Raw genomic sequence first — 25,141 nt, forward strand, 5'->3', positions numbered from 1 at the left:
CAGCACGGAGGTCTACGCCGCCGCCTCGATCTCCTCGTCCGAGCCGTCGCGCGACGCGAACTGGGTCCGGTACAGCTCCGCGTACCGTCCGTCGAGCGCGAGCAGTTCCTCGTGTGTGCCCCGTTCCACGATCCGTCCGGCCTCGACCACCAGGATCAGGTCGGCCGTGCGGACCGTGGAGAGCCGGTGGGCGATCACGATGGCCGTCCTGCCGTCCAGGGCCTCGGTGAGGGCCTCCTGGACTGCGGCCTCCGACGTGTTGTCCAGGTGGGCGGTGGCCTCGTCGAGGATGACGACGCGCTGACGGGCGAGGAGGAGGCGGGCGATGGTCATGCGCTGGCGTTCGCCGCCGGACAGGCGGTAGCCGCGCTCGCCGACCACCGTGTCGAGGCCGTCGGGCAGCGAGCGGACGAGGTCGTCGAGGCGGGCTCGGCGCAGGGCGTCCCACAGGTCTGCCTCGGTCGCCTCCGGGCGGGCCAGCAGCAGGTTCGCACGGACCGTGTCGTGGAAGAGGTGGCCGTCCTGGGTGACCATGCCGAGGGTCGCCCGCAGGGAGCCGGCGGTCAGGTCGCGTACGTCGACGCCGCCGATGCGGATGGCACCCTCGTCGACGTCGTAGAGGCGCGGCAGCAGTTGCGCGACGGTCGACTTGCCCGCACCGGAGGAGCCGACGAGCGCGACGGTCTGGCCGGGTTCGGCGCGGAAGGAGACGCCGTGCAGGACCTCGGCGCCGCCGCGGGTGTCGAGGGAGGCGACCTCCTCCAGGGAGGCCAGGGAGACCTTGTCGGCGGAGGGGTAGCCGAAGCGGACGTCCGAGAACTCGACGACGACCGGCCCTTCGGGGACCTCGCGGGCGTCCGGCTTCTCCGCGATCAGCGGTTTCAGGTCGAGTACCTCGAAGACCCGCTCGAAGCTGACCAGCGCGCTCATCACCTCGACACGGGCTCCGGCCAGCGCGGTGAGCGGGGCGTACATGCGGGTCAGGAGGAGGGCCAGGGAGACCACGGCGCCGGGTTCCAGGGTGCCGCGCAGGGCGAACCAGCCGCCGAGGCCGTAGACCAGGGCGAGCGCCAGGGCTGAGACGAGGGTCAGGGCGGTGATGAACACCGACTGGGCGGTGGCGGTCCGTACACCGATGTCCGCCACGCGGCGGGCCCGGGCCGTGAACTCCTCGGACTCCTGCTCGGGCCGGCCGAAGAGCTTGACCAGGGTGGCGCCGGGCGCGGAGAAGCGTTCGGTCATCCGGGTGCCCATGGCCGCGTTCAGGGTGGCCGCCTCCCGCTGCATCCTCGCCATCCGGCTGCCCATGCGCCGGGCCGGGATCACGAAGACCGGGAGCAGCGCGAGCGCGAGCAGGGTGATCTGCCAGGAGAGGGTGAGCATCACCACAAGGGTCAGCAGCAGGGTGACCAGGTTGCTGACCACGCCGGACAGGGTGTTGCTGAAGGCGCGCTGGGCGCCGATGACGTCGTTGTTGAGACGGGAGACCAGTGCTCCCGTACGAGTGCGTGTGAAGAACGCGACCGGCATGCGCTGCACATGATCGAACACAGCCTTGCGCAGATCGAGGATGAGGCCTTCCCCGAGCATGGCCGACAGACGCCTGGCGTAGATCCCGAGCGCCGCCTCGGCGACCGCGATGAGGGCGATGAGCAGGGCCAGGCGTACGACCCTGCTCTCGTCGTCGCCCGACACGATCGCGTCGACGATGTGTCCGGCCAGTACGGGCGTGGCGACGGCGAGCAGCGCGGTCGCCACCCCGAGTACGACGAAACGGGTGATACGGGTACGGTGCGGGCGGGCGAACGCACCGATGCGGCGCAGCGTCGCGCGGGCGAACGGGCGGCGCTCCTGCTCGGCGTTCATGACACTGTGCAGCTGTGTCCAAGCTGTGGTCTCCATGCTCATGGGAGAGAACGTACGACCTCAAGCGTTATTGAGGTCAATGCCCGGACTCCTACCACCTGACCGAAGGACTCGATGACCGTACGTAAGACCCTGGTCCCGCTCCCGCAACCCGCCGTTGGCGCGGCACGGAAAGCCTCTCCCGATGTGACAGCGGTAGAACTCCCCCAGGGACGCCCTCCCCAGCGCCTCCCCGTCCGCCGTATCCGCCAGATCCTGTGTCTGGTCCCGCTCCTGCTGGTCACCGTGGTCGCGGTGCGGCACCGGTCCGTGCTCGTCGAGGGCTTCGGGCATCTTCGGCATGCCGAGTGGCCGTGGCTGCTGGCCGCGGCCGGTGCCACCTGTCTGACCTGGGTGGCCGCCTCCTTCACCCGGCAGGGCGCCGTGGTGCAGCGGTTGCCCCGGCGGCGACTGCTGGCCACGCAGTTCGCGGCGGGCGCGGCCAACCATCTGCTGCCGACGGGCCTCGGAGCGGGCGCGGTGAACCTGCGCTTCATGACCGTGTGCGGGGTTCCGCTCGCCCGCTCCTCGGCCGCGCTCGCCCTCTATCTGCTGGCGGAGTCGATCGGACGGCTCGCCCTGCTGGCCGCGCTCTTCGTCGCCTTCCCGGACGCCCTGCGGATCGGCACGCTGCTGCCCGCCGCGTCCGCCGGTCCGCTGCTGCTGGGCCTGGGCGCGGTGCTGGTGGTGGCCTTGGGCGTGCTCGTGTGCGTCCGCCGGGTGCGGACGGCCGTGGGCTCCTTCCTGCGGACCGCGCTGGGCGAGGCCCGCTCGGTGCACAGCCGCCCGTCCCGGGCCCTCGCCCTGTGGGGCGGTTCGCTGGCCTTCCCCGCGCTGCAGGCGGCCGGGCTGGCCGCGGTGGGGCAGGCGCTGGGCCTGCCGGTGCCGCCCGTGCACATGGCTCTCGCGTACCTCGCGGCGACCTGCGCGGTGGCGCTGGTGCCCACCCCGGGCGGGGTCGGCTCGGTGGAGGCGGCCCTGGTGGTCGCGCTGGTGGCGGCCGGCGGTCCGGTGGCGGTGGCCACGGCGGTGGTGCTCGCCTACCGGATCATCACTGTCTGGGTGCCGCTGGTGCCCGGGGCGCTGACGCTGGGCGCGCTGGTGCGGCTGAAGGTGATCTGACGGCCGGCCGGCGGCGTGCCTCGGTGGCGCTCGCTCACCACGGCGCCGGTTCGCCGTCCTCGAAGAATCCCGTGAGACCCACGCGTACCGGACCCCCCTTGGGGTCGACCTGGTGAGTCCAGCGTGCGGTCAGGGTGACGGTCCGGTTCGGGACCGCCGTCGTTCTCAGGCGCTCGCGGTGCAGGGTGCGGCCGTCCTGGGTGACGTGCAGCAGCGGGCGGGCCGACACGGCCGTGGTGCGCAGGACGTACGGCAGCCGGTCAGCGGGAGTGACACGGTTCGGGGCGATCCAGCGCAAGGGCGGGTCGGCCAACAGGGGGACGCTGTCGGGCCTTTCGGCTCCCGCGAGCGACTCCAGGACGGCGCCGGCCACGTGCGCGCCCTCCCGTACCGCGGTCGCCGCGTTCTCCACGGGGTGCAGCACGCTTCCCACGGCGAACACTCCGGGCCGTGAGGTGTGCAGCGAACCGTCGACGGCCGGGCCGCGCGTGCCCGCGTCGAGGGTCAGTCCGCCGCGCCGGGCCAGTTCATGGTCCGGCACGAAGTCACCGGTGAACACGACGGTGTCGCAGGGCAGTACGACCGTTCTGCCGTCGCGGTGACGTACCTGCACCCCCGACAGGCGTCCGTGTCCGAGGAGTTCGGTGACCGTGGTGTCGGTGAGGAGTGGAATGCCCTGACGTAGGCGGGCGTTGGCGGCGCGCGCGGGTGGGACCTGCGGGCGGGGCAGGTCGGTGACCATCGCGACGACCATTGCCCCCGCTGCCCGTACGGTGGCGGCGGCAGCGTAGGAGACGCCCTCCGCGCCGACCACCACCGCACGCTCGCCGATGCGTTGCCCGTACAGGTGCACGGCCTGCTGGAGTTCGCCCGTGGTGTAGACGCCGGCCGGGCGGGTGCCGGGTACCAGCCGAGCGGAGCGCGGGCGTTCGCGGGCGCCGGTGGCCAGGACGACCGCCCGTGCCCCGATGGTCTCCGGGCCGCGAGGGCCGACCGTCTCCAGCGTCAACGGGCCGGCCCAGTCGAGGGCGGTCACTCCGGTGCGTACGGCTCCTCCTGTGCGCTGCGCCGCGGTGACGAGGAGTCGGGCGTAGGCGGGTCCGGTCAGGGGGTGCGGCCAGGTGCCGTAGCCGCCGTGGGCGCAGTGCCGTGGCACTCCCCCGGCCTGCTGTTCCCGGTCCAGCACCTCGACCCGGGGCACTCCGGCGGCGGCGAGTCGGGCAGCGACGGCCAGTCCGGCGGGGCCGGCACCGACGACCAGGACATCGACCGCGCGTACGGCGCTCACGACCGAGCCCCCTCGAACAGCGCCCGTACCGCCGCCCCGCAAGAGAACCCCTGGCACCGCCCCGCCCGAGCACGGGTCCGGCGGCGCAGTCCGTCGAGCCCGGACGGCGGGATCGTGGCGGTGAGGGCGTCGCGGATCTCACCCCGGGTCACGCGCTCGCAGTGGCACACGAGGGTGCCGTACTCGGGGTCGGCGGCGATGAGTTCGGGCCGCTGGTAGGGGCGCGGGAAGGCCTCGCCGAGGTTGGGCATGCGGACCGGTTCCAGCCCCTCGGAGGGCCCGAGCTTCAGCCCCGCGTCGGTGAGCAGTTCCGTCACGTACGCGGCGATGGCGAGCGAGGCGGTCAGACCGGTCGAGCGGATGCCGCCCACGGTGACATACGCCTGCTCCGGGTGGGCGACGATGCGGTAGTCCTCGTGCTCGGTGGCGGCGCGCAGGCCCGCGTAGACGGCGGTGACCTCCTCGTCGAGCAGACCGGGCAGGATACGGCGGCCCGTGTCGCGGAGCAGGCGCAGTCCGTCGGCGGTCGAGAGGGTGGCGCGCTTGTCGTCCAGGTCCTCGGCGGTCGGGCCGAGCAGGACGTTGCCGTACACCGTGGGGGCGACGAGGACGCCCTTGCCGAGTGCCGTGGGGACGGGGAGAAGGATGTGCCGTACGAGGTCGCGGGCGAACTTGTCGAAGACGAGGAGCTGGCCGCGGCGCGGGGTGACGGTGAAGTCGTCATGGCCCAGGGCCCGGTCGAGGGTGTCGGCGTGCAGGCCGGCGGCGTTGACGAGCCAGCGAGTGCGGAGGGTGCCCCTCGGGGTCGTCAGGTGGTGGGTGCCGTCCTCGTAACGCGCCTGCTGGACCGGTGAGTTGAGGTGGAGATCCACTCCGTGCCGGACGGCCTGGGTGGCGTACGCCAGGGTGGTCGTCCAGGGGCAGATGATGCTCTCGCCTGGCACGTGCAGGGCGCCCAGGGCGCCGGGGCCGAGGTGGGGTTCGCGGGCGTAGAGCTCTTCCGGGCCGATCAGGTGGGTGTCCGGGTGGTCGTTGCGCTCGGCCTTCTCCACGAGGCGGGGCAGCGTGGTGAGTTGTTCCTCGTCCCAGGCGACCAGGAGAGCGCCGACGGGTTCGACGGGGATGCCGGACTCTGCCGCGTAGGCGGCCAGCAGCCGTGAGCCCTCGCGGACCAGGCGGGCTTCCAGGGAGCCGGGAGTGGCGTCGAAACCGGTGTGCAGGATCGCCGTGTTGGCCTTAGAGCTGCCCTGGCCTATGTCGTCCTGTGCTTCCACGAGGGCGACGCGCAGGTGGGGGTGGTGGGCGAGGGCCCTGGCCGTCGCGCTGCCGACCACTCCGGCGCCGACGATCGTGATGTCGTACGGCGATGAAGGAAGCGGAGCCTCACGGGTGACCGTGCCTTGTTTCGTCTGCGGCCCCGTTGTGGCTGGTCCCGCCCACGCGGCGGTAGCCGCACATTCAGCAGGGCCCCGCGCCCCGATGGGGCGCGACCCGACTCCGGGCTTCATCCGGCGGCTCCGTCGAGCAACGTCGCGACCGCTCGCCGGAACCCGGCCAACCGCTCCGCCGCCTCCCCTGCCGGCACCCTCGGCTCGTACACCGCGGCCGGTTTCCAGTCCGGCAAGGCGTCGGCCACGGCCAGGTCGGGTTCCGAGCCCAGGCGGGCGAGTACGCCCGCGCCCAGTGCCGTCGCGTCCGGCAGTGCCGACACCTCCACGGGGCGTTGCAGCAGGTCGGCCTGGGTCTGCATGAGGAGGGTGGAGCGGGTGAGGCCGCCGTCGACGCGAAGGGCGTCGAGAGGGGAGCCGAGGTCCGTCGCGGCGGCCTCGGCGAGCTCGACAACCTGTGCCGCGAGCCCCTCGCACAGGGCGCGCACCAGGTGCCCGGGACCGGTGTCGAGGCCTAGCCCGGTGAGGGAGCCGCGCAGGTCGCCGCGCCACCAGGGGGCCGCGAGTCCGGCAAGGGCCGGGACGAAGGTGACCCCGCCACTGTCGGGCACGGCACTCCCCACGGCGTCGAGGTCGGCCGCGCCCCCGATGACACCCAGGTCGGTGAGCCAGCGCACGGCGGACGCGGCCGTGTACACCTGGCCGTCCAGGCAGTAACTGGTCCGCCCGCCGAGCCGCCAGGCCACACAGCTGACCAGACCCGCATCGCCGCGCCGGGGCTCGGACCCGGTGTGCGCGAGCAGGAACGCGCCGGTGCCGTAGGTGCACTTGGCGCCGCCGGGTGTGGTGATCCGCTGGGCGAGGAGGGCTGCCTGCTGGTCGACGGCCAGACCGGTGAGCGGGATCTCCGCACCGAACTCCCGTGTCACACCGACCTGTTGGGCGTTGTCGACGACTTCCGGGAGCTGCTCGTCCGCGAGTCCGTACAGGTCGAGGGCGCGGGCCGACCACTGTGCGCGGTCGAGGTCGAGGAGCTGGGTGCGTCCGGCCGTGGCGGCGTCCGTGACGAACGCGCCGGTGAGCCGGTGGACCAGCCAGGCGTCGCTGGTGGTGACGACCCCCTCGCGGGTGAGGTGACGCCGTATCCACGCCATCTTGGGCGCGGCGAAGTAGGGGTCCAGCGGGAGGCCCGTCAGGTCCCGTAACTCATCAGCGTGTGCGGAGAGTTCGGCGCACACACTCTCCGCCCGGCGGTCCTGCCAGACGAGCGCGTCGGTGAGTGGCCTGCCCGTCGTCGGGTCCCATGCGAGCACCGTCTCGCCCTGGTTGGCGAGGCCCAGCGCGGTCACGGGTTCACCCGCCTCCGCCAGCGCACGCGAACCCGCCTCGATCACCGAGTCGTACAGCTCCGCGGGGTCGACCTCGACGAGTCCGCCGGGCAGATGGCGGGGGCGCACCTCGGCGAAACCGGTGCCGATGACACCGCGTTCGGGACAGATCATCAAAGCCTTGGTGCCGGACGTGCCCTGGTCGACGGCGAGCACCGGACCGGTCATCACACCCCTCCCCGAGAACACACCTCCCCGACCACCCGTCCCCGAGTGATCACAACCCGACACCCTGCCGCCGCTTTCCGTACCGCGTCAAGCGGCCCCCAGCAGCGGCGACTTGGCCGTGTTCACTGGCCGATCACCAGTCAACTTCCGTTCCATGAAAAGAAGTTCTTAATGATCGGGAAGCTGATGTGGTCTCGATTCTCCGCCCCTATAGTGACCGCCGACCAACGCGATCTCCTCAACCGCCGCCCCGAGGAGGGCTGTTGCTACTCCACCCTGCCGTCCTGCCAGGCCCCACGTCCGGGGCGGGCCGGTGATGGCCAGAGAAGGAGCACGCCCCGTATACGATCCCGCCGGCCATGACCCGGAACTGCGCGCGGCCCTCCAGGAGGTCCGTACCGGGCGATGGATGTCGATGCGCACCCTGCTGGAGCGGACCACCGCCTGGTGGCAGTGGACCCAGCGCACCCAGGTGCTGGCCGCGGCGGCCGCGGGCACCGACGTGGTGCGGACCTGGCTCACCGAGGAGCCCGGCAGTGTGCCGGCCGCGGTGATGCGGGCCCGGGTCGCGGTGGAGCGCGCGCTGCGGGCCCGGCGCGAGCAGCACCGCCGTACGCACGAACTGTGGATCGAGGCGTGGGACGTCAGCCGGACCGCCGCCCGGATCGCGGCCCATGACCCGGTGCCCTGGGTGTGTCTGCTGTCCCTGGCCCAGTTGGACCACAGGCTGCTGTGGGAGGAGCACCGGGCCGAGCCGCCCGGTCCGACGCTGCCGCCGGGGCCGTGGGGGCTGCTGGCGGAGGCCGACAAGCGGGACCCGTACAACCGCGAGGCCCACCACCGCATGCTGCAGTTCCTGTACGCGCAGTCGTCCTCGGGTCGGCTGGCGGAGGCGGTCGGCTATGCGCACTGGGCCGCGGAGTCGGCCCCGACGGGCTCCGCGCTGCACGTCCTGCCGCTGTACGTGCGGGTCGAGCGGTACCGGCGCGGCAGTGGACGCAGTGCCGCGCTCGACCTGCACTGGGTGGCCGAGGAAGCCATCCGGGAAGCGGACCGGGCCCACGGGCAATGGTTCGCGCACGCCCCTGCCGAGGAGCGCACCCCGCTCGACCTCAACCATCTCGCCCACGCCCTGTGGGGTGCCCTGCGGTTCGAGGAGGCGACCGGGGTGTTCGACGCGCTCGGCCCGTACTACACGCCGCTGCCCTGGTCCTACCGCGCCGACGCCAACGGCGTGCAGGCAGAGGGCGTGCAGGTCTTCCTCCAGGCGCGGGCGCGCAGCCGGTCCGCGACGCACGGCCCCTGACACCCGTACCTTTCCCGACACTTCATCGGAGGTCTCCGTATGTCATCCGAACCGACGGTCTCCCCGGGAGTCCCGCAGCCGGACGAGGAACAGCGGCTGCGGGAACTCGGCTACCGGCCCGTGCTCGCCCGGCGCATGGGCGGCTTCGGCAACTTCGCGATCAGCTTCTCGGTGATCTCGATCCTGTCCGGCTGTATGACCCTGTACGGCTTCGGCATGGGCGCGGGCGGCCCCGCCGTGATGCTGTGGGGCTGGGCCGGCGTCGGACTGTTCGTGCTGTGCGTGGGACTCGCGCTGGCGGAGGTCACCAGCGCGTATCCGACGTCCGGCGCCCTGTACTACATGGCGGACCGGCTCGGCGGGCGCCGCTGGGGCTGGTACACGGGCTGGCTGAACCTGCTCGGTCTGCTCGGCGCGATCGCCGGCATCGACTACGGCGCCGCCCTGTTCGCTGGCGCGTTCGCCAACCTTCAGTGGGGCTTCGAGCCGACGCCGGAGAAGACGATGCTGATCTTCCTGGCGATCCTGCTGCTGCACGCCGTGCTCAACCTGTTCGGTGTCCGGCTGGTCAGCGTGCTCAACTCGATCAGCGTGTGGTGGCACCTCGTCGGTGTGGCGATCATCGTCGGCGCCCTGTGGATCGTCCCGGACAGCCACCAGTCGCCGTCCTTCGTGTTCACAGAGTTCGTCAACGACACCGGCTGGCACAACCCGGTCTACGTGGCCGCGATCGGTCTGCTGCTCGCGCAGTACACCTTCTCCGGTTACGACGCCTCCGCCCACCTCTCCGAGGAGACCTCCAACGCCTCGGTGTCCGCCGCGAAGGGCATCGTGCGTTCGATCTGGGTGTCGTGGATCGCCGGGTTCGTACTGCTCGCCGGGCTCACCTTCGCCATCCAGGACTACGACGCCACGCGGAACAGTGCGACCGGGGTGCCGCCGGCGCAGATCCTGCTCGACGGTCTCGGCACGGACGGCGCGAGCGCGCTCCTGGTCGTGGTGATCGTGGCGCAGCTGTTCTGCGGCAACGCCGAGGTGGCCGCTGCCAGCCGGATGGTGTTCGCGTTCAGCCGGGACAAGGCCCTGCCTGGCTCGGCGCTCTGGCGGAAGGTCAGCGCCCGTACCCAGACGCCGGTCGCCGCTGTCTGGCTGGCGGTCGTGGTCGCCGCTCTGCTCGCGCTGCCTTCCCTGTACTCGGCGACCGCGTACGGCGCGGTGACCGCGATCAACGTCATCGGCATCACCCCCGCGTACGCCATCCCCGTACTGCTGCGGCTGCGCGCGGGGGACCGTTTTCAGCCGGGTCCGTGGAGCCTGGGCCGGTGGAGCAAGCCCATCGGATGGACTGCTGTGGTCTGGGTGGCGTGTGTGACGGTGCTGTTCTGCCTGCCGCAGGCCTCGCCGGTGACCGTGGACACGATGAACTACGCGTCCGTCGCCCTGGCCGTCGTACTGCTCCTCGCCACGGTGTGGTGGTTCGTGGCCCGGCGTTCGTACGGAACACCCACGACCGCCGCCTACTCCGACCGGGAGCAGGCCGAACTCGCCGAGGGCATCGTCTGAAACCTCGCCATCCGGCACCCCGCCAGCTACGAACTCCTGTACCGGATACGGCAGGATGAGCGGTCGCGTCGGCCACGGAACCTTCACGCGGCCGACGCGATCGCACATCCCGCAATTTCGAACAGGTGGCAACGTGACGGCATTTCAACGGGATCTCACCATGGACGACATGGTCGGCGCCGGCATCGCCGTGGTCACGGGCCTGGTGGCGGCTTTCCTGCTGCGCATGCTGCTCAAGTGGCTGGGCAAGCACGCGGACCGCACCAAGTGGGGCGGCGACGACGTCCTCGTGGCCGCGCTGCGGACCGTGGTGCCGTCGGCGGCGATCGCGGGCGGCATCGCCGTCGCCGCGGCGGCGCTGCCGCTGACCAAGGGGGTCCAGCACACCGTCAACCAGGTCCTGACCGTGCTGCTGATCTTCGTGGTGACGGTGGCGGCGGCCCGGCTGGTCGCAGGGCTCGTGCGGACGGTCACCACGTCCCGCTCCGGAGTCGCCGGTTCGGCCACGATCTTCGTCAACATCACCCGGGTGCTGGTCCTGGCGATCGGCTTCCTGGTCGTCCTGCAGACCCTCGGCATCTCCATCGCGCCCCTGCTCACCGCCCTGGGCGTGGGCGGTCTCGCGGTCGCGCTCGCCCTTCAGGACACCCTCGCCAACCTCTTCGCGGGCATCCACATCCTCGCCTCCAAGACGGTCCAGCCGGGTGACTACATCCGGCTGGCCAGCGGTGAGGAGGGCTACGTCGAGGACATCAACTGGCGCCAGACCACGGTCCGCGCGCTCTCCAACAACCTGATCGTCGTCCCCAACGGCGAGCTCGCCAAGACCAACATGACCAACTTCATGCGTCCCGAGCAGCAGTTGACGATCCTGGTGCAGGTCGGGGTGGCCTACGACAGCGATCTGGACCACGTCGAGCGGGTCACCTGCGAGGTCGTCACCGAGGTCATGACGGAGATCGAGGGCGCGCTGCCGGAGCACGAACCGCTGGTCCGCTTCCACACCTTCGGCGACTCCCGTATCGGCTTCACGGTCATCCTGGGCGTCGGCGAGTTCAGCGACCAGTTCCGCATCAAGCACGAGTTCATCAAGCAACTGCACAAGCGCTACCGCGCTGAGGGCATCCGGATTCCGGCGCCGGCGCGGACGGTGGCCATTCAGCAGGGGTCGGTGACGATTCCGCAGCAGCGGGGCGCGGAGACCGTGATCGAGCCGGGCGACGTGTCCTCCGCCCGGCTCGACTAGGTCATGCACTTCGGACCAGGCCGGCGTTGAGGAACGGCGTACCCGGGCCTGGCTCGTAAGGGGGGCCACGATCGGGTGCGCCCCGCGCGGCCGGGGCCGGGCCCGAGGCCATCGCACCGCCCGATCAGTCGCCCCGCGCCGGGCGTCCGGCACGTCGGCGCCCGACGGCTCCGCGAAGCCGTGGCTGCGCGGAGCCGTCCGGGCTGATCGGGAGCCCCCCTGCCGAGGTCGGCTACAGGGCGGCCGAGTTGTCGTGCGGACCGCTCGGACTGCTCGGCGGTGTGCGCAGGGCAGAGGTCACCGGGGTCACGGTCCAGTCCGGGTGGCCGGGCATCCTCGGGGTCTTCGCGCCGAAGAGCCGGTCCCGCAGGAAACCGGACTGGTCCGTGCCGGAGACCTCCGAAGCGACGGCGATGCAGTCGTCGGTCGACGCCGAGGCGTTGCGGAAGCGCCTCAGGGTCGCCGTCGCGTCGACCAGCCGGGTCGTGGGGTCGTACGCGAAGTCGAGATGGTAGGCGCCGACGCGGTAGCCGTCGTTGCCCAGGCCCGGAAAGACGGAGTCCCCCAGGGTCTCCGGGCCAGGGGTGGCGGTCTCCGGGTCCGCGTGCGCCGGGGAGGCCAGGGACAGGGCCGCCGCCGTGCCGAGCAGAGCTGCCGGGACCGTCACCCTGGTGCGATATCTCATGGTCCGCTTCCTCTCGGGCGGCCTGCCGGTCGGGTCCGGCCGTCGGACGAGTGTGATCAACCTGCCTGACCACAAGATCGGACTCTTGAGTTGCTTCGAGGGAGGCACGGGTTCTCGGACAGCGTGCCCGGACCCCTGTCGAGCCGAGGCCGGTCACGAGATATCTTGATGTCGAGCAATGTTGCAGACGTGGAGCGGAGCACCCGGTGACTGACTCGACCATCATCTATACGCACACTGACGAGGCCCCGGCCCTGGCGACGTATTCCTTCCTGCCGGTGGTCCAGGCGTACGCCTCGCAGGCGGGTGTCTCTGTGGAGACGCGGGACATCTCGCTGGCCGGACGCCTCATCGCGGTGTTCCCGGAGTACCTGGCCGAGGACCAGCGGATCCCGGACGCCCTGCACGAGCTGGGCGAGCTGGCGAAGACGCCCGAGGCCAACATCATCAAGCTGCCGAACATCTCGGCGTCGATCCCGCAGCTCAAGGCCGCCGTCGCCGAGCTGCAGGCCCAGGGCTACGCGCTGCCGGACTACCCGGACGACCCGAAGACCGACGAGGAGCGGGACATCCAGGCCCGCTACGACAAGGTCAAGGGCTCCGCGGTGAACCCGGTCCTGCGTGAGGGCAACTCCGACCGCCGCGCCCCCGCCTCGGTCAAGAACTACGCCAAGACCCACCCGCACCGCATGGGCGCCTGGTCGTCGGACTCCAAGACCAACGTGGCGACCATGGGCGTGGACGACTTCCGCTCCACCGAGAAGTCCGTCGTGATCTCCGAGGCCGGCGCGCTGCGCATCGAACTGGTCGGCGACGACGGCTCCACCACCGTGCTGCGTGAGTCCGTACCGGTCCTCGCCGGCGAGGTCGTCGACGCCTCCGTGCTGCACGTGGCGCCGCTGCGTGAGTTCCTCACCGCGCAGATCGCCCGCGCCAAGGCCGAGGACGTGCTGTTCTCCGTGCACCTGAAGGCCACGATGATGAAGGTCTCCGACCCGATCATCTTCGGTCACGTGGTGCGCGCGTTCTTCCCGAAGACCTTCGCGCGGTACGGCCAGGCGCTCGCCGCGGCCGGCCTCACCCCGAACGACGGTCTGGGCGGCATCTACAAGGGCCTGGAGTCCCTGCCCGAGGGTGCCGAGATCAAGGCCTCCTTCGACGCCGAGCTCGCCGAGGGCCCGGCCCTCGCGATGGTCGACTCCGACAAGGGCATCACCAACCTGCACGTGCCGTCCGACGTGATCGTCGACGCCTCGATGCCGGCCATGATCCGCACCTCCGGCCACATGTGGGGCCCGGACGGCCAGGAGGCCGACACCCTCGCGGTGCTGCCGGACTCCAGCTACGCCGGCGTGTACCAGGTCGTCCTCGACGACTGCCGGGCCAACGGCGCCTACGACCCGTCGACCATGGGCTCGGTCCCCAACGTCGGCCTCATGGCGCAGAAGGCCGAGGAGTACGGCTCCCACGACAAGACGTTCGAGATCGCGACCACGGGCACGGTCCGCCTGGTCGACCAGAACGGCAACGCGGTGATCGAGCAGACCGTGTCCGCCGGTGACATCTTCCGCGCCTGCCAGACCAAGGACGCGCCGATCAAGGACTGGGTGAAGCTGGCCGTCACCCGCGCCCGCGCCACCGGCGACCCGGCGGTGTTCTGGCTGGACGAGACCCGCGCGCACGACGCCAACCTGATCGCCAAGGTCAACGCGTACCTGCCGGAGCACGACACCGAGGGCCTGGACATCCGGATCCTCGCCCCGGTCGACGCGACGAAGCTGTCGGTGGAGCGCATCCGCCGCGGCGAGGACACGATCTCCGTGACGGGCAACGTCCTGCGTGACTACCTGACCGACCTCTTCCCCATCCTGGAGCTGGGCACCAGCGCCAAGATGCTGTCGGTGGTCCCGCTGATGGCGGGCGGCGGCCTGTTCGAGACGGGCGCCGGCGGTTCCGCGCCGAAGCACGTCCAGCAGCTGGTCAAGGAGGACTACCTGCGCTGGGACTCCCTCGGTGAGTTCTTCGCCCTGGTTCCGTCCCTTGAGCAGTACGCGACGGCCACGAACAACTCCAAGGCCAAGGTCCTCGCCGACACCCTCGACCGCGCCACGGCGACCTTCCTCAACGAGGACAAGTCCCCGACCCGTCGCGTCGGCGGCATCGACAACCGCGGCAGCCACTTCTACCTGTCCCTGTACTGGGCCCAGGAGCTGGCGGCGCAGACCGACGACGCGGACCTGGCGAAGGCCTTCGCCCCGCTCGCCGAGACCCTCTCCTCGAACGAGCAGAAGATCGTCGGCGAACTGAACGCCGTCCAGGGCAAGCCGGCCGACATCGGCGGCTACTACCAGCCCGACCCGGCCAAGGCCGCGAAGGTCATGCGCCCGTCGACGACGTGGAACGAGGCGCTCGCGTCCCTGAGCTGACGCCCGCCCGCTGTATGACTCCGCCCCGGTCGGCATGTGCCCGGCCGGGGCGAGGTCGTCTTCACGGCCGAGCCCGACCGGGCGGTCGCGGGGGCCGTGGAAGCCATGGAGGCTATGGAGGCTGTGGGCTGTCCGGTGCCGGACAGGTCTGTCCTCGCCCACCTCCGACCAGAGCGCCGGGTCGCCGCCGGACTCGACGGACCCGCGCGGCCGACCGGCTCGGCACCGCCCGGGCGGCTCACCAGTCCCGGGTCGCGATCAGTTCCTCTGCGTCGGCGTCCGCGAAGCCGTAGGCGTTGGCCACGAACCAGAAGTTCTCGGCTATCTCCTCCCGGGCCACGGTCTCGATGTCGAAGTCGTCGTCCTGGAGGTCGTTGAACTCCTCGGTGGCCGCCTGCGTCAGGACATACAGCGCGGCCAGGTCGGTGGGCCGGTCCGTCTCGATGCGCTCGCAGAGCCGCAGCAGGATCTCCTTGCCCCGGTCCACCGCGCGGTCGGGGTACCAGCCGTCCCGGTAGAGCGCGTCAAGGAACGGGTGGGCGATCACGTGCTGGTTGCCGATGTCCATGCTGAGATGGTGCCCCACACCACTGACAACGCCCCGGGAGCAGCCGTATGCCCTCGTTCGATCTGTTGCCCGGTGCCGCGCAGTCGCCGGTGATCCTCCATGTGCCGCACTCCGCACGGGAGATACCGGCCGAGGTGCGGGCGGGCATCATGCTGGACGACTCCGCGCTGGAGCGGGAGCTCGACCACATCGTCGACGCGCACACCTCGGAGCTCGCCGAGGTGGCGGCGGGGCTGTCCAGAAGCACCCCGTGGCGGTTCGTGAACCGGCTCTCCCGGCTGGTCGTCGACCCCGAGCGGTTTCCGGACGAGCGGGAGGAGATGCTCGCCGTGGGGATGGGCGCCGTGTACACGCGGACCACGCACCGGGAGGCGCTGCGGCCAGCGGACACCGACCCGGAGCCGCTGATCGCGCGTTACTTCCGGCCGTACGCCCGAGCCATGACCGAAGCCGTGGCCCAGCGGCTGGACGCCGTCGGTCGGGCCGTGATCATCGATGTGCACTCCTATCCCAGCACACCGCTGCCCTACGAACTGCACGGCGAAGGGCCGCGGCCGCCCGTGTGTCTCGGTACCGACTCCTTCCACACCCCGCCCGAGCTGGTCGCCGCGGCCCGGGAGGCGTTCGCGTCCGGCGAGGTCGGGCTGGACAGTCCGTTCAGCGGGACATACGTACCGCTGGAGTTCCACTGCCGCGATCCGCGGGTGAGCGCCCTGATGGTGGAGATGCGGCGGAACACGTACATGACCGAACCCGGCGGGCCCGCCGGACCGGGTCTGCACACCCTCGCCGTGGCCCTTGGCGCGCTCGTGGACGCCCTGAGCTGACCTCCGCCCGGAGCCCGGGCCGCAGAGCCTGCCCGTCCTGTGGTGCGTGTGGGGTTCAGACGGTCAGCCAGTCGGTGACGATCACTCCTTCACCGGTCCGCAGGCGCAGGGCGAAGGGACCGGCGGGGAAAGCCTCGTGGGTGAAGCGTCCCATGTCGTCGGTGGTGAGCGGGGAGCCCGCCTGCGGACCGCTGAGCACCTCGATCAGGGCCGACTGGGGCGGCAGCACCTGCCCCATCAGACCCTGCGCGGTGAGTTCGACGTCGACCGTCACCTCGCCCGCGTGGAAGGTCAGCATCCGGGGCGCCCCCGTCGCTCCCCTCACCGCAATGGCGTCCACCACCGAGTCGAAGGCCAACTCGGCGATACGGCTGTCCAGATCGTGCAGCGCGAAGGCCTCGACGGCGATCTGCCGCAGCGCGGGCGGTACGGGGTCCAGGATGGCCGCGGCCTGCCGGAGCTCCTCCTCCAGCAGGTCGAGATCGAACTCCTCGTTGGGCAGGGCCTCTTCGCCGAGGTCGTCGTTCATGTCGCTCATACCGCCCCCCGGGCTTCGAGCCGCGCCCGCAACCGCCTCAGACAGCGCTGGCGCAGTGGTCCGATGCTGCCCACCGCGACACCCAGGGCGGCGGACACCTCCTGGTAGCCGGGCTTCGGCGAGGCCATCAGGATGCGCAGCAACTGCCTGCACCGATCGCCGAGTTCCTCGAACTCCTGCCACAAGTACCGGACGCGCTCGCTCTGCGCGGCGGCCTCCTCGGAGTCGATGAACGACTGCTCGGGCGTAAGATCCTCGCTGATCCGGTCCAGAAGCCGCGGATCGTCCGTGACGGTCAGCCGCCTTAAGCTCTTGAGCACCTTCAGGCACTCGTGGCGCGCGGTGCTGGCCAGCCAGGACTTGGCCTTGTCGGGTTCGCGGATCCGCCCGAGGTGCTGGGCGAAGCGGAACCACACGGTCTGGTACACCTCGTGCGCGTCGGCGTCGGAGAGCCGGTGCGCGCGTACGACGGACCACACCAGTGGGCTCAGCCCCTCCACGAGCGCCTTCCAGGCCGCCGCGTCACCGTCGACGGCGGACTGGACCAGCGCACCGACATCTGCTCGGTCCACGGTCCCACCCCTCGTGTACGGCAAGTCATCGTACGCCGTGGAAGGGACCACTCCGGCCCTCATGCGCCGACGGGGCGCTGCACGACCGGCACCGGACGCCAGCCGGCCGGCTTCAGCGCCGGTACGTGCGCTCCCCGCACTTCGGCGAACTGGGCGTTGGCGGCGAGCAGTTGCCGCCGGGCCTCGCGTGGGTCGGTCTCCTTGTTCGCGGTCATGTGGGCGGCGACGAGACCGGCGGCGACCGGGGTGGCGAAGGAGGTGCCGCTCCAGTGCGCGTATCCCTCGAACATCACCTGGTCCGGCTTGGCGGTGGTGCCGTCCTCGCTCAACACGCCGACGTGGGACGGGGACTGGCAGGTGCACACATAGGTGAAGCCGAACCGGCAGGCCTCGTAGGTGGAGTGCTGGTACGCGTACGGCACGGGCGCGTCGAAGCCGGTGAGGGTACTGGTGAGGCGTTCGCCGGGGGCGTAGACGTTCACCCAGGGCCCGTGGTTGCTGAAGCAGGCGCCGAACTCGCCGTCGCCGCGCAGCGCGCCGACCGACAGGACGACGTCCTGGTAGTCGGGCAGGCCGGCGTAGGCGGCGGGCCAGAAGGGGCTGGCGCTGGCGTTGTTGCCGGCCGCCGCGACCAACAGGGTGCCGTGGGCACGCAGTTCCTCCATGAACGCGTCCATGCCGAGCAGTCCGTCGGTCCGGCCGTTGGAGGTGCCCGCGGAGAGGCTGATGATGTCGGGCCAGCCGCCTGCGACGGCCTCGAAGAGCTTCGCGCCGAGCTCGGACTCCAGGATGGCGCCCGCGTCGTTGAGGGTGTTGCGCACGGTGATGCCGGAGTTGGGCGCGACGGCCGCGAGGACCCCCGCGATGAACGTGCCGTGGCCGACGTACTGGAGGAGGTTGCCGGCACCGTCGGTCTCCGTGCCGTGCGGGTCGCCCTGGACGTGGGCGAGCAGCGGGACCAGCCCGTGGTCGTGGGTGAGGCCGTTGTCGACGACGAGGACGCCGACCGCGGTGCCCGAGTCGTAACCGGCCTCGGCGGGCGCCGGGTTGGTGCCCTGGCTGAGGGCGGCGGGCACGGGTTCGTCGCCTGGGCATGAGTTGACGGCGATCGACACCACATGGTTACGGCTGACCAGGCGCCGTCCGGTGTGCCCCTCCCGCTCGCTCAGGGCGCGCAGGGCGTTGGTGACGGCCCGGTCGCCGCGCCGGTCGCCGTGTCCGGGGTCGCCGACCTTGATGCGGGTGATGCCCGAGCGGTTGGTCTCGGGGCTGTCCCGCTGCACGTACTCGCCCACCAGGCCGGTCGCTTCGGTGAAGTGGGCGCGCACGGTGTCCTCGACGAGCCGTGCCTCGGCGCCGTCCCGGGCGAGGACCACGCCCTTCTCGTAGATGAACTCCGAGGCGTCGTCGGGTCCCAGGGCCAACGGGACGTCGGGCATGGAGCGCTGGATCTGGTCGAACTGCTCGTGGAATCGCTGAGGTGCCATGGCGTGTCCTCCCACTGAGGCTGCGGTCGTCAGTCAGAGCCGCGGTGCCGGTGATTGATACAGCGCCAAACCGGTGTGGCCCGCCACCTGGGCCACTACCATCCTTTGAGTGACAGCGGGAAGCGACACGGTTCTCGAACTGCTGCCGATGGTGTTCGCCGCCCCCAACCAGGCGCTGGCGAGGGCAGAGGAAGTACTCGGCTCGGATCCCTCACCGCTGCACGCCTCCGTCGCCCACCAGGTGATCGGGATCTGGCAGCGGGACTGGGGCGACATGCGGATCGCCCTGGACCATCTGCGCCGGGCCCGCGATCTCGCGGCGCGCTCGGAGTCGGCCGACCGGGAGGCGGACGTGCTGGCCGCGCTCGGTGTGGCGCTGGTGCACGCGGGGCGCACCCGGCAGGGTCTCGCGGCGCTGGAGCGGGGTGTCGAGGTCGGCAGCGGCCACACACGCGCGCGTGTCCTGTTCCGGCGGGCCTACGCGTCATGGGTGCTCGGCCATCACCGGGCGGCGCTGGAGGACGTACGGCGGGCGGTTCCGGTGCTACGGCAGGCGGACGACGTGATCTGGACGGCTCGGGCGCTGACCCTGCGGGCGACCGTGCATCTGGCGCTGGGGGCGGTGGAGCGGGCGGACGCCGACTTCACCGCGGCAGAGGCACTGTGGGACACCACGGGGCAGGAGCACGACAAGGCCGACGCGGTGGAGAGCCGGGGCCTTGCCGCGTACCGGTCGGGGGACATTCCGGCCGCGCTGCGGCTGCTCGACGAGGCGCAGGAGCGGTACGCCAAGCTCGGCACTCCGACGTTCATGCTCACCGTCCGGCGCTGCGAGGTCCTGATGGCCGCGGGGCTCGCCCCGGAGGCGCTCGCGGAGGCGGACGCGGCGATCAAGGTGCTCGACGGGATCGGCGGGCAGTCCACCCTCAAGGCGGAGCTGCTGCTCGCCGCCGCGCGGGCCGCCCGGCTCGCGGGGGACGCGCACACCGCGATCGCCCGTGCCGACATGGCCGTACGGCTGTTCGCGGGCCAGCGGCGCACCTGGTGGGAGACGCATGCGCGGCTGGTGCTGATCGAGGCGCGGGTCGCCGCCGGGCGCGGTTCGGGCCGGCTGGTCGCGGAGGCGGCCGCGGTGGCCGACCGGCTGGCCTCGTTCGGCGCGCCCGCCGCCCCGGAGGCCTCGCTGCTCGCGGGCCGGATCGCGCTCGACCTGGGCTGGCGGGAGGACGCTCAGCGTCATCTGGAGGTCGCCGCCCGCAGCCGGCACAGCGGGCCGCCGCTGGCCCGGATGACGGGCTGGGCGGCGCAGGCACTGTGGGCGCGGGCCCTGGGGTCCGATCGACGGGTCCTTGAGGCCTGTCGCCGGGGTCTGGACGTGCTCGACGATCACCGTACGACCCTGGGCGCCTCGGAGCTCAGGGCGCGCGCCACCGCGCAGGGTGCGGAACTCGCCGGTCTTGCCGCGCGGGCCTCGCTCGCCTCGGGCGGGCCACGGCAGCTGCTGGTGTGGAGCGAGCGCTGGCGGGCCACGGTGCTGTCCGCGCCGCCGACCCGTCCGCCGGCCGACCCCTCACTGCTCAGCGACCTGACCGCCTACCGGGAGATCGCGGCCCGTGCGGAGGCGGCCCGGATGGAGGGTCGGCCGGTGCCGGCGCTGGAGCGTGAACAGCGGCGCCTGGAACGGGAGATCCGCTCCCGCACCCTCCATATGCGGGGCGATGCGCCTGGTGACGGTTACCGGTTCGACCCCCGCAGACTGCTGGAACAGCTCGGTGACGACGTACGACTGGTCGAACTCGCTGTAGTGGGCGGGCGGGTTCAGGTGCTGTTGTGCGGGCAGGGACGGGTGCGGCGGTTCGAGGGCGGGCTGCTGGCGGACGCGGAGCGCGAGGCGGAGCACGTCCAGGCGGGACTGCGGCGGTTGGCGCATCCCGGGGCGGAGGCTCGACTTCCGGTGGTGGAGGCCGCGGGGCGGCACCTGGAGGAGCTGCTGCTGGGGCCTGCCGCGGCGCGGCTCGGTTCCGGTCCTGTCGTGGTGGTGCCGCCGGGGCGGCTGCACCGGGTGCCGTGGGCCCTGCTGCCCTCGCTGCGGGAGCGGGTGTTCAGCGTGTCGCCGTCGTCGAGCAGTTGGCTGCGTGCCAGGGACACCGTGCCGCCGACGGGCGCGAGGCAGGTGCTGGTGCGCGGGCCGGGACTCGCCACCGGGGGTGCCGAGGTGCCCGAACTGGCCGGGCGCTACGGCTCCGCGACCGTCCTGGAGTACGACGACGCGCGCGTGCCGCGGGTGTTGGAGGAACTGGACGGGGCCGCGCTGGCGCATATCGCCGCGCATGGCGCGTTCCGTGCGGACAGCCCGCTGTTCTCGTCGCTGCGGATGGCCGACGGGCCGCTCATCGTCCACGACTTCGAGCGCCTGGACCGCAGTCCGTACCGGATCATCCTGTCCTGCTGCGACACGGCCCGGTTCGCCTCGGTCGGCGCGGACGAGCTGCTCGGACTTGTCACCGCGTTGCTGCCGCTGGGTACGGCGGGGGTGGTGGCGTGCAGTGCGCCGGTGAACGACGAGGCGGTGGTGCCGTTGATGCTCGCGCTGCACAAGGGGCTGAGTTCGGGGTTGTCGCTGGCGGAGGCGTTGCGGGATGCGCGGGGGGCGCTGCCGGGGGACTCGGTGCATCGGGCGACGGGGTGGGCGTTCTCGGCGTTCGGGGCCGCGTGATGTGCGGTGTGGTGTGTGACGTGATGTGTGGGGCGGCCTGACCCCTCCCCCGAATACTGGGGGTCAGACCGCCCCGGTCAGGGGTGCGGCTCAGGCCGGCTGGGCCTCCGGCAGCTCCACCAGGCACGGCAACGCGTCGCGGTCGCTTGCGCCGAGGCGGGTGTACGCGCTGTAGAGGTGGTTGCCAACGGTGCGGATCGACAAGGTGAGTTTCTCCGCGATCTGGCGGTTGCTCAGGCCGGCGGCGGCGAGCGTGACGACCTGCCGCTGCCGGGCGGTGAGTTCGCCGAGAACGAGGCCGGACAAGGCCGGGGTCCGGGCGCCCTGGCAGCGGCGGGCGAGAGCGACGGCGCGGCTGCGTGAGGTGCGCGCCGCGCTCGGGTCGCGGTGCGCCCGCACGGCGTGGGCGTACGCCTCCGCCGCGAACAGCAGGAACCCGCGCTCCTCCAGCGCGTGCGCCGCGCGGTCGAGGGCAGGACCGTCGCGACGGGCGAGCGCCTCGGCGTGCGCGGCGAACACACCGGTCAGCCGGCCGACGGCCCGGTCCGGCGCACCGAGCCGGACGGCGTCGTACGGCTCCTCGGTGACCGAGCCGAGCGCCGCGTCGAGGTCACCACGGGCGGCGGCCCGCCAGGCGTCCGCCGATCCGCCCGCGCCGCTGGACCGGGGTGGGGTGCCGGACTCGGCGGTGGGCTGAGTGAGTTGGGCGCCACTGGACTCGGCAGGGGCAGCGGAGAGTCGGCCGCCGCCGGACTCGACCCCAAGCTCAGCGACTCGGACGCCGTCGCGCCCGACGGTGGGCGCGGAGAGACGGTCGGCGCCGGACTCCGCGACAGAAACCGCGAACTGGCCGCCGACAGGCCCGGCCTCGGCGGCGGCAACCGGGACACCGCCCCCGGCAAGGGACGCACCGAGACGATCCGCTCCGGACTCCGCAGCAGACGCAGCCAATTGACCGCCGACAGGCCCGGCCTCAGCCACGCCAACGGGGACACCACCGCCCCCGGCAGAGGACACGGCAAGACGGTCCGCGCCGGACTCCCCGACAGACACCACGACTTGACCGCCGACAGGCCCGGCTTCAGCCGCGGCATTGGGGGCACCGCCGCCCCCGACGGTGGGCACGCCGAGCCGGTCCGTGCTGGACTCCGCGGCCGACGCAGCGAGTTGGCTCTCGCCGAAATCCCTTTCACGCGCGGCGACTTGGCAGCCGTCGCGCCCGACCATGGGCGCGGCAAGACGGTCCGTGCCGGCGTCGGTTGGCGGGGACGGGAGTCGGTTCCGGGGGGACTGGGCCCGAGGTGTGGCGGAGCCAGACGTGGCGGGGGCCGTCGAGGGTGTCGTGCGGCAGGGGGCGCCTGGAGGTGGCAGGGGCCCCGCGGATCCGAGGTCGCCGGACCTGGACGAAGGCTCGGGGAGGCCTGCGGCGCCAGACCCCGCCGCGAGCTTCGTGTCCCCCGACTGCGCTGCGGCCAGGGTGAGTTCGAGGCTGCAGGACCGGTCATCGGCGGTCGCCCGTAGTCCCTCCCTCGCCCAGGACGCGGCCTCCCGCAGTTCCCCCCGCAGGCGGGCGAACCGCGCTCGTGCGGCGGCGTGTCGGGGCGGGATCCCGGCGCCCTCGTCCAGGAGCCACTCCCCCACCGGGGCCGGGACGGCCCGTACGTCCTTCTCGCCGATCGCCCGGGTCAGCGTGGCCGTCTCGGTCTCCAGGGCGGCCATGCAGTCGGCCGGGGTGCGGGCCAGGCGGCGGGCCCGCAGGCGTCCGGCGGCGGCGCGCAGCACCGGGCCGTGCAGGGGGTCGGCGAGGCGAACGGTGCCGTGGTCGTCGACGTGGACCAGTCCGTCGGCCTCCATGCCTTCGAGGACGTACAGGTCGAATGTCTCGGCGTTCATCGGGAGCGGCTCGCCGAACGCCAGCTGTTCCAGGGTCTCGCGCTCGCCGGGACCGGTGCGGTCGAGGAGATGAGCGGTGCGCTCACGGACGGCCGGAGTGATCGGCACCGGGCCCCGCCACTGCCACTCGGCCGAGTCCGGGACGCGGATCAGCTGTCCCTGCTCACGCACCGCGTCCACCAGTTCGCGCAGCAGCCGCAGGTCACCCCGGCACAGACGGTGCAGCCGGTTCACGGTGAGGGCTTCGAGGGCCCCGGCGCCGGCCGCGAGCAGCTGTGCGGTCTCCTCGCGGGGCAATGGCTCCAGGGCGAGTCGCGGCAGGAGCTCTCCGGTCCACAGGCGGGAGATCGCACCGGGCGCCTGGGCTCCGTCGGTGGCGACGACCACGAGGCGGGTGCGGGCGTGCAGGGCGAGCTGGTGGACGAGGGCGGCCGAGGCGTCGTCCAGCAGATGGGCGTCGTCGACGAGCAACAGTCGTACGCCTGAGAGGAGTTGGACCGCGCGATGCAGGGACACCGTCTCGGGAAGCAGATGTGCGAAGGCGGCGAACGGGAGCTTGCGGGTCTCGGGCGTGCCCGCCACCCTGGCGCAGTCGGTGCCGCGCACGGCCTCCGTGACGAGCCGGGTCTTGCCCCGCCCCGCGGGGCCGGTCACCACGATGCCGTGCCGTCCCCCGGCCACGGACCTGCGGACCAGTTCGAGTTCGTCCTCCCGCCCGGTGAACGGCCAGGGCAGCTCCAGGGTCTTCGCGTCCCGTTCGAATGTCATCACGGAAGCAAGAGCACCGCTACTCAGTCCTGATACAGGGGGACTTGAGTAGCCCCCGACTCAGGCGCCCCGAGCCGCCCGACGGCACGCTGAACACCATGACCGCCCGCTACTGCTCACTCGCGCAGCAGCCGGCTCCGGCGTTCGCCCCGGGGCTGGCCGCCGAGCGGCTGAGCGCGCTCATCGGCGGCGGCCGGATGTGGGTCAACAGCACGGTCCTGCACTACTGCTTCTTCGACGGCGACACCGACGGGTCGGTCATTCCAGTTCCGGGGACCGGGCAGTCCCGTCGGGTGTCGTGGGTCGGCGCCAAGGAGCAGCGGGACGTGGTGCGCGAGTGCTTCCAGGAGTGGCAGGACCTCGGGATCGGAGTGAGGTTCGCCGAGGTCGGGGACCGTTCGGAGGCCGAACTGCGCATCGGGTTCCAGATCGGTGACGGCTCCTGGTCGACGGTGGGCAAGGACGCACTCCACGTCGGTCTGACCGAGCGCACCATGAACTTCGGCTGGGACCTGACCGCGCCCGGGGAGCGCGGGACGGCCCTGCACGAGATCGGGCACGCGCTCGGCATGCTGCACGAGCACCAGAGTCCGTTCGCCGGGATCCACTGGGACGACGAGGCCGTGTACGCCGATCTGGCGGGCCCGCCGAACTTCTGGAGCCGGGACCGGACCTCCTTCAACATCCTGCGCAAGCTGGAACCGGACGAGGTCAACGGCACCGTCTGGGACCCACAGTCGATCATGGAGTACCCGTTCGAGGCGGGCCTGATCCTGGAGCCCGAGCAGTTCCGCCAGGGCCTCAACCCGCCTGGCACCCTGTCGCCCGCCGACAAGGAGTACGTCCTGCGCTGGTACCCGCCGACCGAGCCGACCCGGCCTCCGGCGCTGATGCCCTTCCGGTCCGCTCCGCTCGGGCTAGGCCCGGGCGAGCAGGCCGACTTCATCGTGGAGCCGCCGGAGACCCGCGAGTACACCGTGGGCACCTTCGGCGACAGCGACACCGTCGTCGTGGTCTTCGAGGAGCGGGACGAGGAGCCCCGCTACCTCACCGGCCGGGACGACGGAGGCACTCCGCACAACGCAACGATCAGGGCCCGTCTCGTGAAGGGCCGCCGCTACTTCGTCCGTGTGCGCCTGTACTCCGCGTGGGGTTCGGGGGAAACCGCGGTCATGTGCTGGTGAGAGCACATACGGGCCGCACGCGGGCGAGGCTGGACCACTGTCCGGCGCCGGGGGAATGGCCGGCGCTCGTCACCTTCGGGGGAGGGAGACGAGCGTCGGCCAC

At 72.0% G+C, this 25,141-nt stretch carries 18 protein-coding genes; 8 read left to right on the forward strand and 10 right to left on the reverse strand.

Features of this window, described 5'->3' with window-relative positions:
* Positions 1-12: 12 nt before the first annotated feature.
* Positions 13-1,902 carry an ABC transporter ATP-binding protein gene (locus ACI2L1_RS10215; protein ID WP_404739011.1) on the reverse strand — a complete coding sequence of 630 codons (1,890 nt, stop codon included), beginning with the start codon at positions 1,900-1,902 and terminating at the stop codon, positions 13-15.
* 150 nt (positions 1,903-2,052) lie between these two features.
* Here ACI2L1_RS10215 and ACI2L1_RS10220 point away from each other — a divergent pair, with 150 nt between their 5' ends.
* Positions 2,053-3,027, forward strand: a complete 975-nt coding sequence (locus ACI2L1_RS10220) for a YbhN family protein (protein ID WP_404739012.1) — start codon at positions 2,053-2,055, stop codon at positions 3,025-3,027.
* A 34-nt stretch (positions 3,028-3,061) separates the two neighbouring features.
* On the opposite strand, the gene ACI2L1_RS10225 is transcribed toward ACI2L1_RS10220, so the two are convergent.
* Genes ACI2L1_RS10225 through ACI2L1_RS10235 form a run of 3 tightly spaced genes read right to left on the reverse strand, consistent with a single transcriptional unit; the run spans position 3,062 to position 7,259 of the window.
* Positions 3,062-4,315 (reverse strand): NAD(P)/FAD-dependent oxidoreductase, encoded by a 1,254-nt coding sequence (locus tag ACI2L1_RS10225; protein WP_404738864.1) that lies wholly within the window; start codon positions 4,313-4,315, stop codon positions 3,062-3,064.
* Positions 4,312-5,823 carry an FAD-dependent oxidoreductase gene (locus tag ACI2L1_RS10230; RefSeq protein WP_404738865.1) on the reverse strand — a complete coding sequence of 504 codons (1,512 nt, stop codon included), beginning with the start codon at positions 5,821-5,823 and terminating at the stop codon, positions 4,312-4,314. The genes ACI2L1_RS10225 and ACI2L1_RS10230 overlap by 4 nt, the downstream gene beginning before the upstream one ends.
* Entirely contained in the window at positions 5,820-7,259 is a 1,440-nt protein-coding gene (locus ACI2L1_RS10235; protein ID WP_404738866.1) for an FGGY family carbohydrate kinase, read from the reverse strand. Before ACI2L1_RS10235 ends, ACI2L1_RS10230 begins: the two co-directional genes overlap by 4 nt.
* 316 nt (positions 7,260-7,575) lie before the next feature.
* On the opposite strand from ACI2L1_RS10235, the gene ACI2L1_RS10240 reads away from it, so the two are divergent.
* From ACI2L1_RS10240 to ACI2L1_RS10250, 3 genes are all read left to right on the forward strand, one after another.
* The gene (locus ACI2L1_RS10240) at positions 7,576-8,565 is read left to right on the forward strand and encodes a hypothetical protein (protein WP_404738867.1); all 990 of its coding nucleotides are present in this window, start codon (positions 7,576-7,578) and stop codon (positions 8,563-8,565) included.
* A 39-nt stretch (positions 8,566-8,604) separates the two neighbouring features.
* Positions 8,605-10,128 (forward strand): amino acid permease, encoded by a 1,524-nt coding sequence (locus ACI2L1_RS10245; protein WP_404738868.1) that lies wholly within the window; start codon positions 8,605-8,607, stop codon positions 10,126-10,128.
* A gap of 160 nt (positions 10,129-10,288) precedes the next feature.
* A complete protein-coding gene (locus ACI2L1_RS10250) occupies positions 10,289-11,374 on the forward strand; it encodes a mechanosensitive ion channel family protein (RefSeq protein ID WP_404739013.1) in 1,086 nt (361 codons plus the stop codon).
* A 232-nt stretch (positions 11,375-11,606) separates the two neighbouring features.
* Here ACI2L1_RS10250 and ACI2L1_RS10255 read toward each other — a convergent pair whose 3' ends face one another.
* The gene (locus tag ACI2L1_RS10255; RefSeq protein WP_404738869.1) at positions 11,607-12,059 is read right to left on the reverse strand and encodes a hypothetical protein; all 453 of its coding nucleotides are present in this window, start codon (positions 12,057-12,059) and stop codon (positions 11,607-11,609) included.
* Between the two features lie 206 nt (positions 12,060-12,265).
* Between ACI2L1_RS10255 and ACI2L1_RS10260 the strand changes: the two genes are divergently transcribed.
* Positions 12,266-14,485: an NADP-dependent isocitrate dehydrogenase gene (locus ACI2L1_RS10260; RefSeq protein ID WP_404738870.1), complete on the forward strand. Its 2,220-nt coding sequence runs from the start codon at positions 12,266-12,268 to the stop codon at positions 14,483-14,485.
* A 238-nt stretch (positions 14,486-14,723) separates the two neighbouring features.
* On the opposite strand, the gene ACI2L1_RS10265 is transcribed toward ACI2L1_RS10260, so the two are convergent.
* On the reverse strand, positions 14,724-15,053 hold the full coding sequence (locus ACI2L1_RS10265; RefSeq protein ID WP_404738871.1) for a DUF5713 family protein: 330 nt from the start codon (positions 15,051-15,053) through the stop codon (positions 14,724-14,726).
* Between the two features lie 47 nt (positions 15,054-15,100).
* On the opposite strand from ACI2L1_RS10265, the gene ACI2L1_RS10270 reads away from it, so the two are divergent.
* Positions 15,101-15,880, forward strand: coding sequence for an N-formylglutamate amidohydrolase (locus ACI2L1_RS10270; RefSeq protein WP_404738872.1), 780 nt, complete (start codon positions 15,101-15,103; stop codon positions 15,878-15,880).
* A 55-nt stretch (positions 15,881-15,935) separates the two neighbouring features.
* Here ACI2L1_RS10270 and ACI2L1_RS10275 read toward each other — a convergent pair whose 3' ends face one another.
* Genes ACI2L1_RS10275 through ACI2L1_RS10285 form a run of 3 tightly spaced genes read right to left on the reverse strand, consistent with a single transcriptional unit; the run spans position 15,936 to position 18,477 of the window.
* Entirely contained in the window at positions 15,936-16,409 is a 474-nt protein-coding gene (locus ACI2L1_RS10275; RefSeq protein WP_404739014.1) for a hypothetical protein, read from the reverse strand.
* Positions 16,410-16,414: 5 nt separating this feature from the next.
* A complete protein-coding gene (locus ACI2L1_RS10280) occupies positions 16,415-16,990 on the reverse strand; it encodes an RNA polymerase sigma factor (RefSeq protein WP_404738873.1) in 576 nt (191 codons plus the stop codon).
* Between the two features lie 59 nt (positions 16,991-17,049).
* A complete protein-coding gene (locus ACI2L1_RS10285; protein WP_404738874.1) occupies positions 17,050-18,477 on the reverse strand; it encodes a S8/S53 family peptidase in 1,428 nt (475 codons plus the stop codon).
* A gap of 148 nt (positions 18,478-18,625) precedes the next feature.
* Between ACI2L1_RS10285 and ACI2L1_RS10290 the strand changes: the two genes are divergently transcribed.
* Positions 18,626-21,193 (forward strand): CHAT domain-containing protein, encoded by a 2,568-nt coding sequence (locus ACI2L1_RS10290; protein WP_404739015.1) that lies wholly within the window; start codon positions 18,626-18,628, stop codon positions 21,191-21,193.
* A 90-nt stretch (positions 21,194-21,283) separates the two neighbouring features.
* Here the strand turns inward: ACI2L1_RS10290 and ACI2L1_RS10295 are convergent, their stop codons facing one another.
* Complete coding sequence (locus tag ACI2L1_RS10295; protein ID WP_404738875.1) at positions 21,284-23,854, reverse strand: LuxR C-terminal-related transcriptional regulator; 2,571 nt, start codon at positions 23,852-23,854, stop codon at positions 21,284-21,286.
* Between the two features lie 98 nt (positions 23,855-23,952).
* Here ACI2L1_RS10295 and ACI2L1_RS10300 point away from each other — a divergent pair, with 98 nt between their 5' ends.
* A complete protein-coding gene (locus ACI2L1_RS10300) occupies positions 23,953-25,038 on the forward strand; it encodes a M12 family metallopeptidase (RefSeq protein ID WP_404739016.1) in 1,086 nt (361 codons plus the stop codon).
* The last annotated feature ends 103 nt before the right edge of the window (positions 25,039-25,141 follow it).

This window comes from Streptomyces sp. NPDC019531 (genome assembly GCF_044903305.1).
Classification (GTDB): Bacteria; Actinomycetota; Actinomycetes; order Streptomycetales; family Streptomycetaceae; genus Streptomyces.

Bases quoted from the DNA above. Each gene is read 5' to 3' on its own strand.
- ACI2L1_RS10285 (WP_404738874.1), bottom strand. From the start codon at position 18,477: ATGGCACCTCAGCGATTCCACGAGCAGTTCGACCAGATCCAGCGCTCC.
- ACI2L1_RS10290 (WP_404739015.1), top strand. From the start codon at position 18,626: ATGGTGTTCGCCGCCCCCAACCAGGCGCTGGCGAGGGCAGAGGAAGTA.
- ACI2L1_RS10245 (WP_404738868.1), top strand. From the start codon at position 8,605: ATGTCATCCGAACCGACGGTCTCCCCGGGAGTCCCGCAGCCGGACGAG.
- ACI2L1_RS10275 (WP_404739014.1), bottom strand. From the start codon at position 16,409: ATGAACGACGACCTCGGCGAAGAGGCCCTGCCCAACGAGGAGTTCGAT.
- ACI2L1_RS10230 (WP_404738865.1), bottom strand. From the start codon at position 5,823: ATGAAGCCCGGAGTCGGGTCGCGCCCCATCGGGGCGCGGGGCCCTGCT.
- ACI2L1_RS10215 (WP_404739011.1), bottom strand. From the start codon at position 1,902: ATGGAGACCACAGCTTGGACACAGCTGCACAGTGTCATGAACGCCGAG.
- ACI2L1_RS10270 (WP_404738872.1), top strand. From the start codon at position 15,101: ATGCCCTCGTTCGATCTGTTGCCCGGTGCCGCGCAGTCGCCGGTGATC.
- ACI2L1_RS10265 (WP_404738871.1), bottom strand. From the start codon at position 15,053: ATGGACATCGGCAACCAGCACGTGATCGCCCACCCGTTCCTTGACGCG.
- ACI2L1_RS10240 (WP_404738867.1), top strand. From the start codon at position 7,576: ATGGCCAGAGAAGGAGCACGCCCCGTATACGATCCCGCCGGCCATGAC.
- ACI2L1_RS10300 (WP_404739016.1), top strand. From the start codon at position 23,953: ATGACCGCCCGCTACTGCTCACTCGCGCAGCAGCCGGCTCCGGCGTTC.
- ACI2L1_RS10255 (WP_404738869.1), bottom strand. From the start codon at position 12,059: ATGAGATATCGCACCAGGGTGACGGTCCCGGCAGCTCTGCTCGGCACG.
- ACI2L1_RS10235 (WP_404738866.1), bottom strand. From the start codon at position 7,259: ATGACCGGTCCGGTGCTCGCCGTCGACCAGGGCACGTCCGGCACCAAG.
- ACI2L1_RS10295 (WP_404738875.1), bottom strand. From the start codon at position 23,854: ATGACATTCGAACGGGACGCGAAGACCCTGGAGCTGCCCTGGCCGTTC.
- ACI2L1_RS10250 (WP_404739013.1), top strand. From the start codon at position 10,289: ATGGACGACATGGTCGGCGCCGGCATCGCCGTGGTCACGGGCCTGGTG.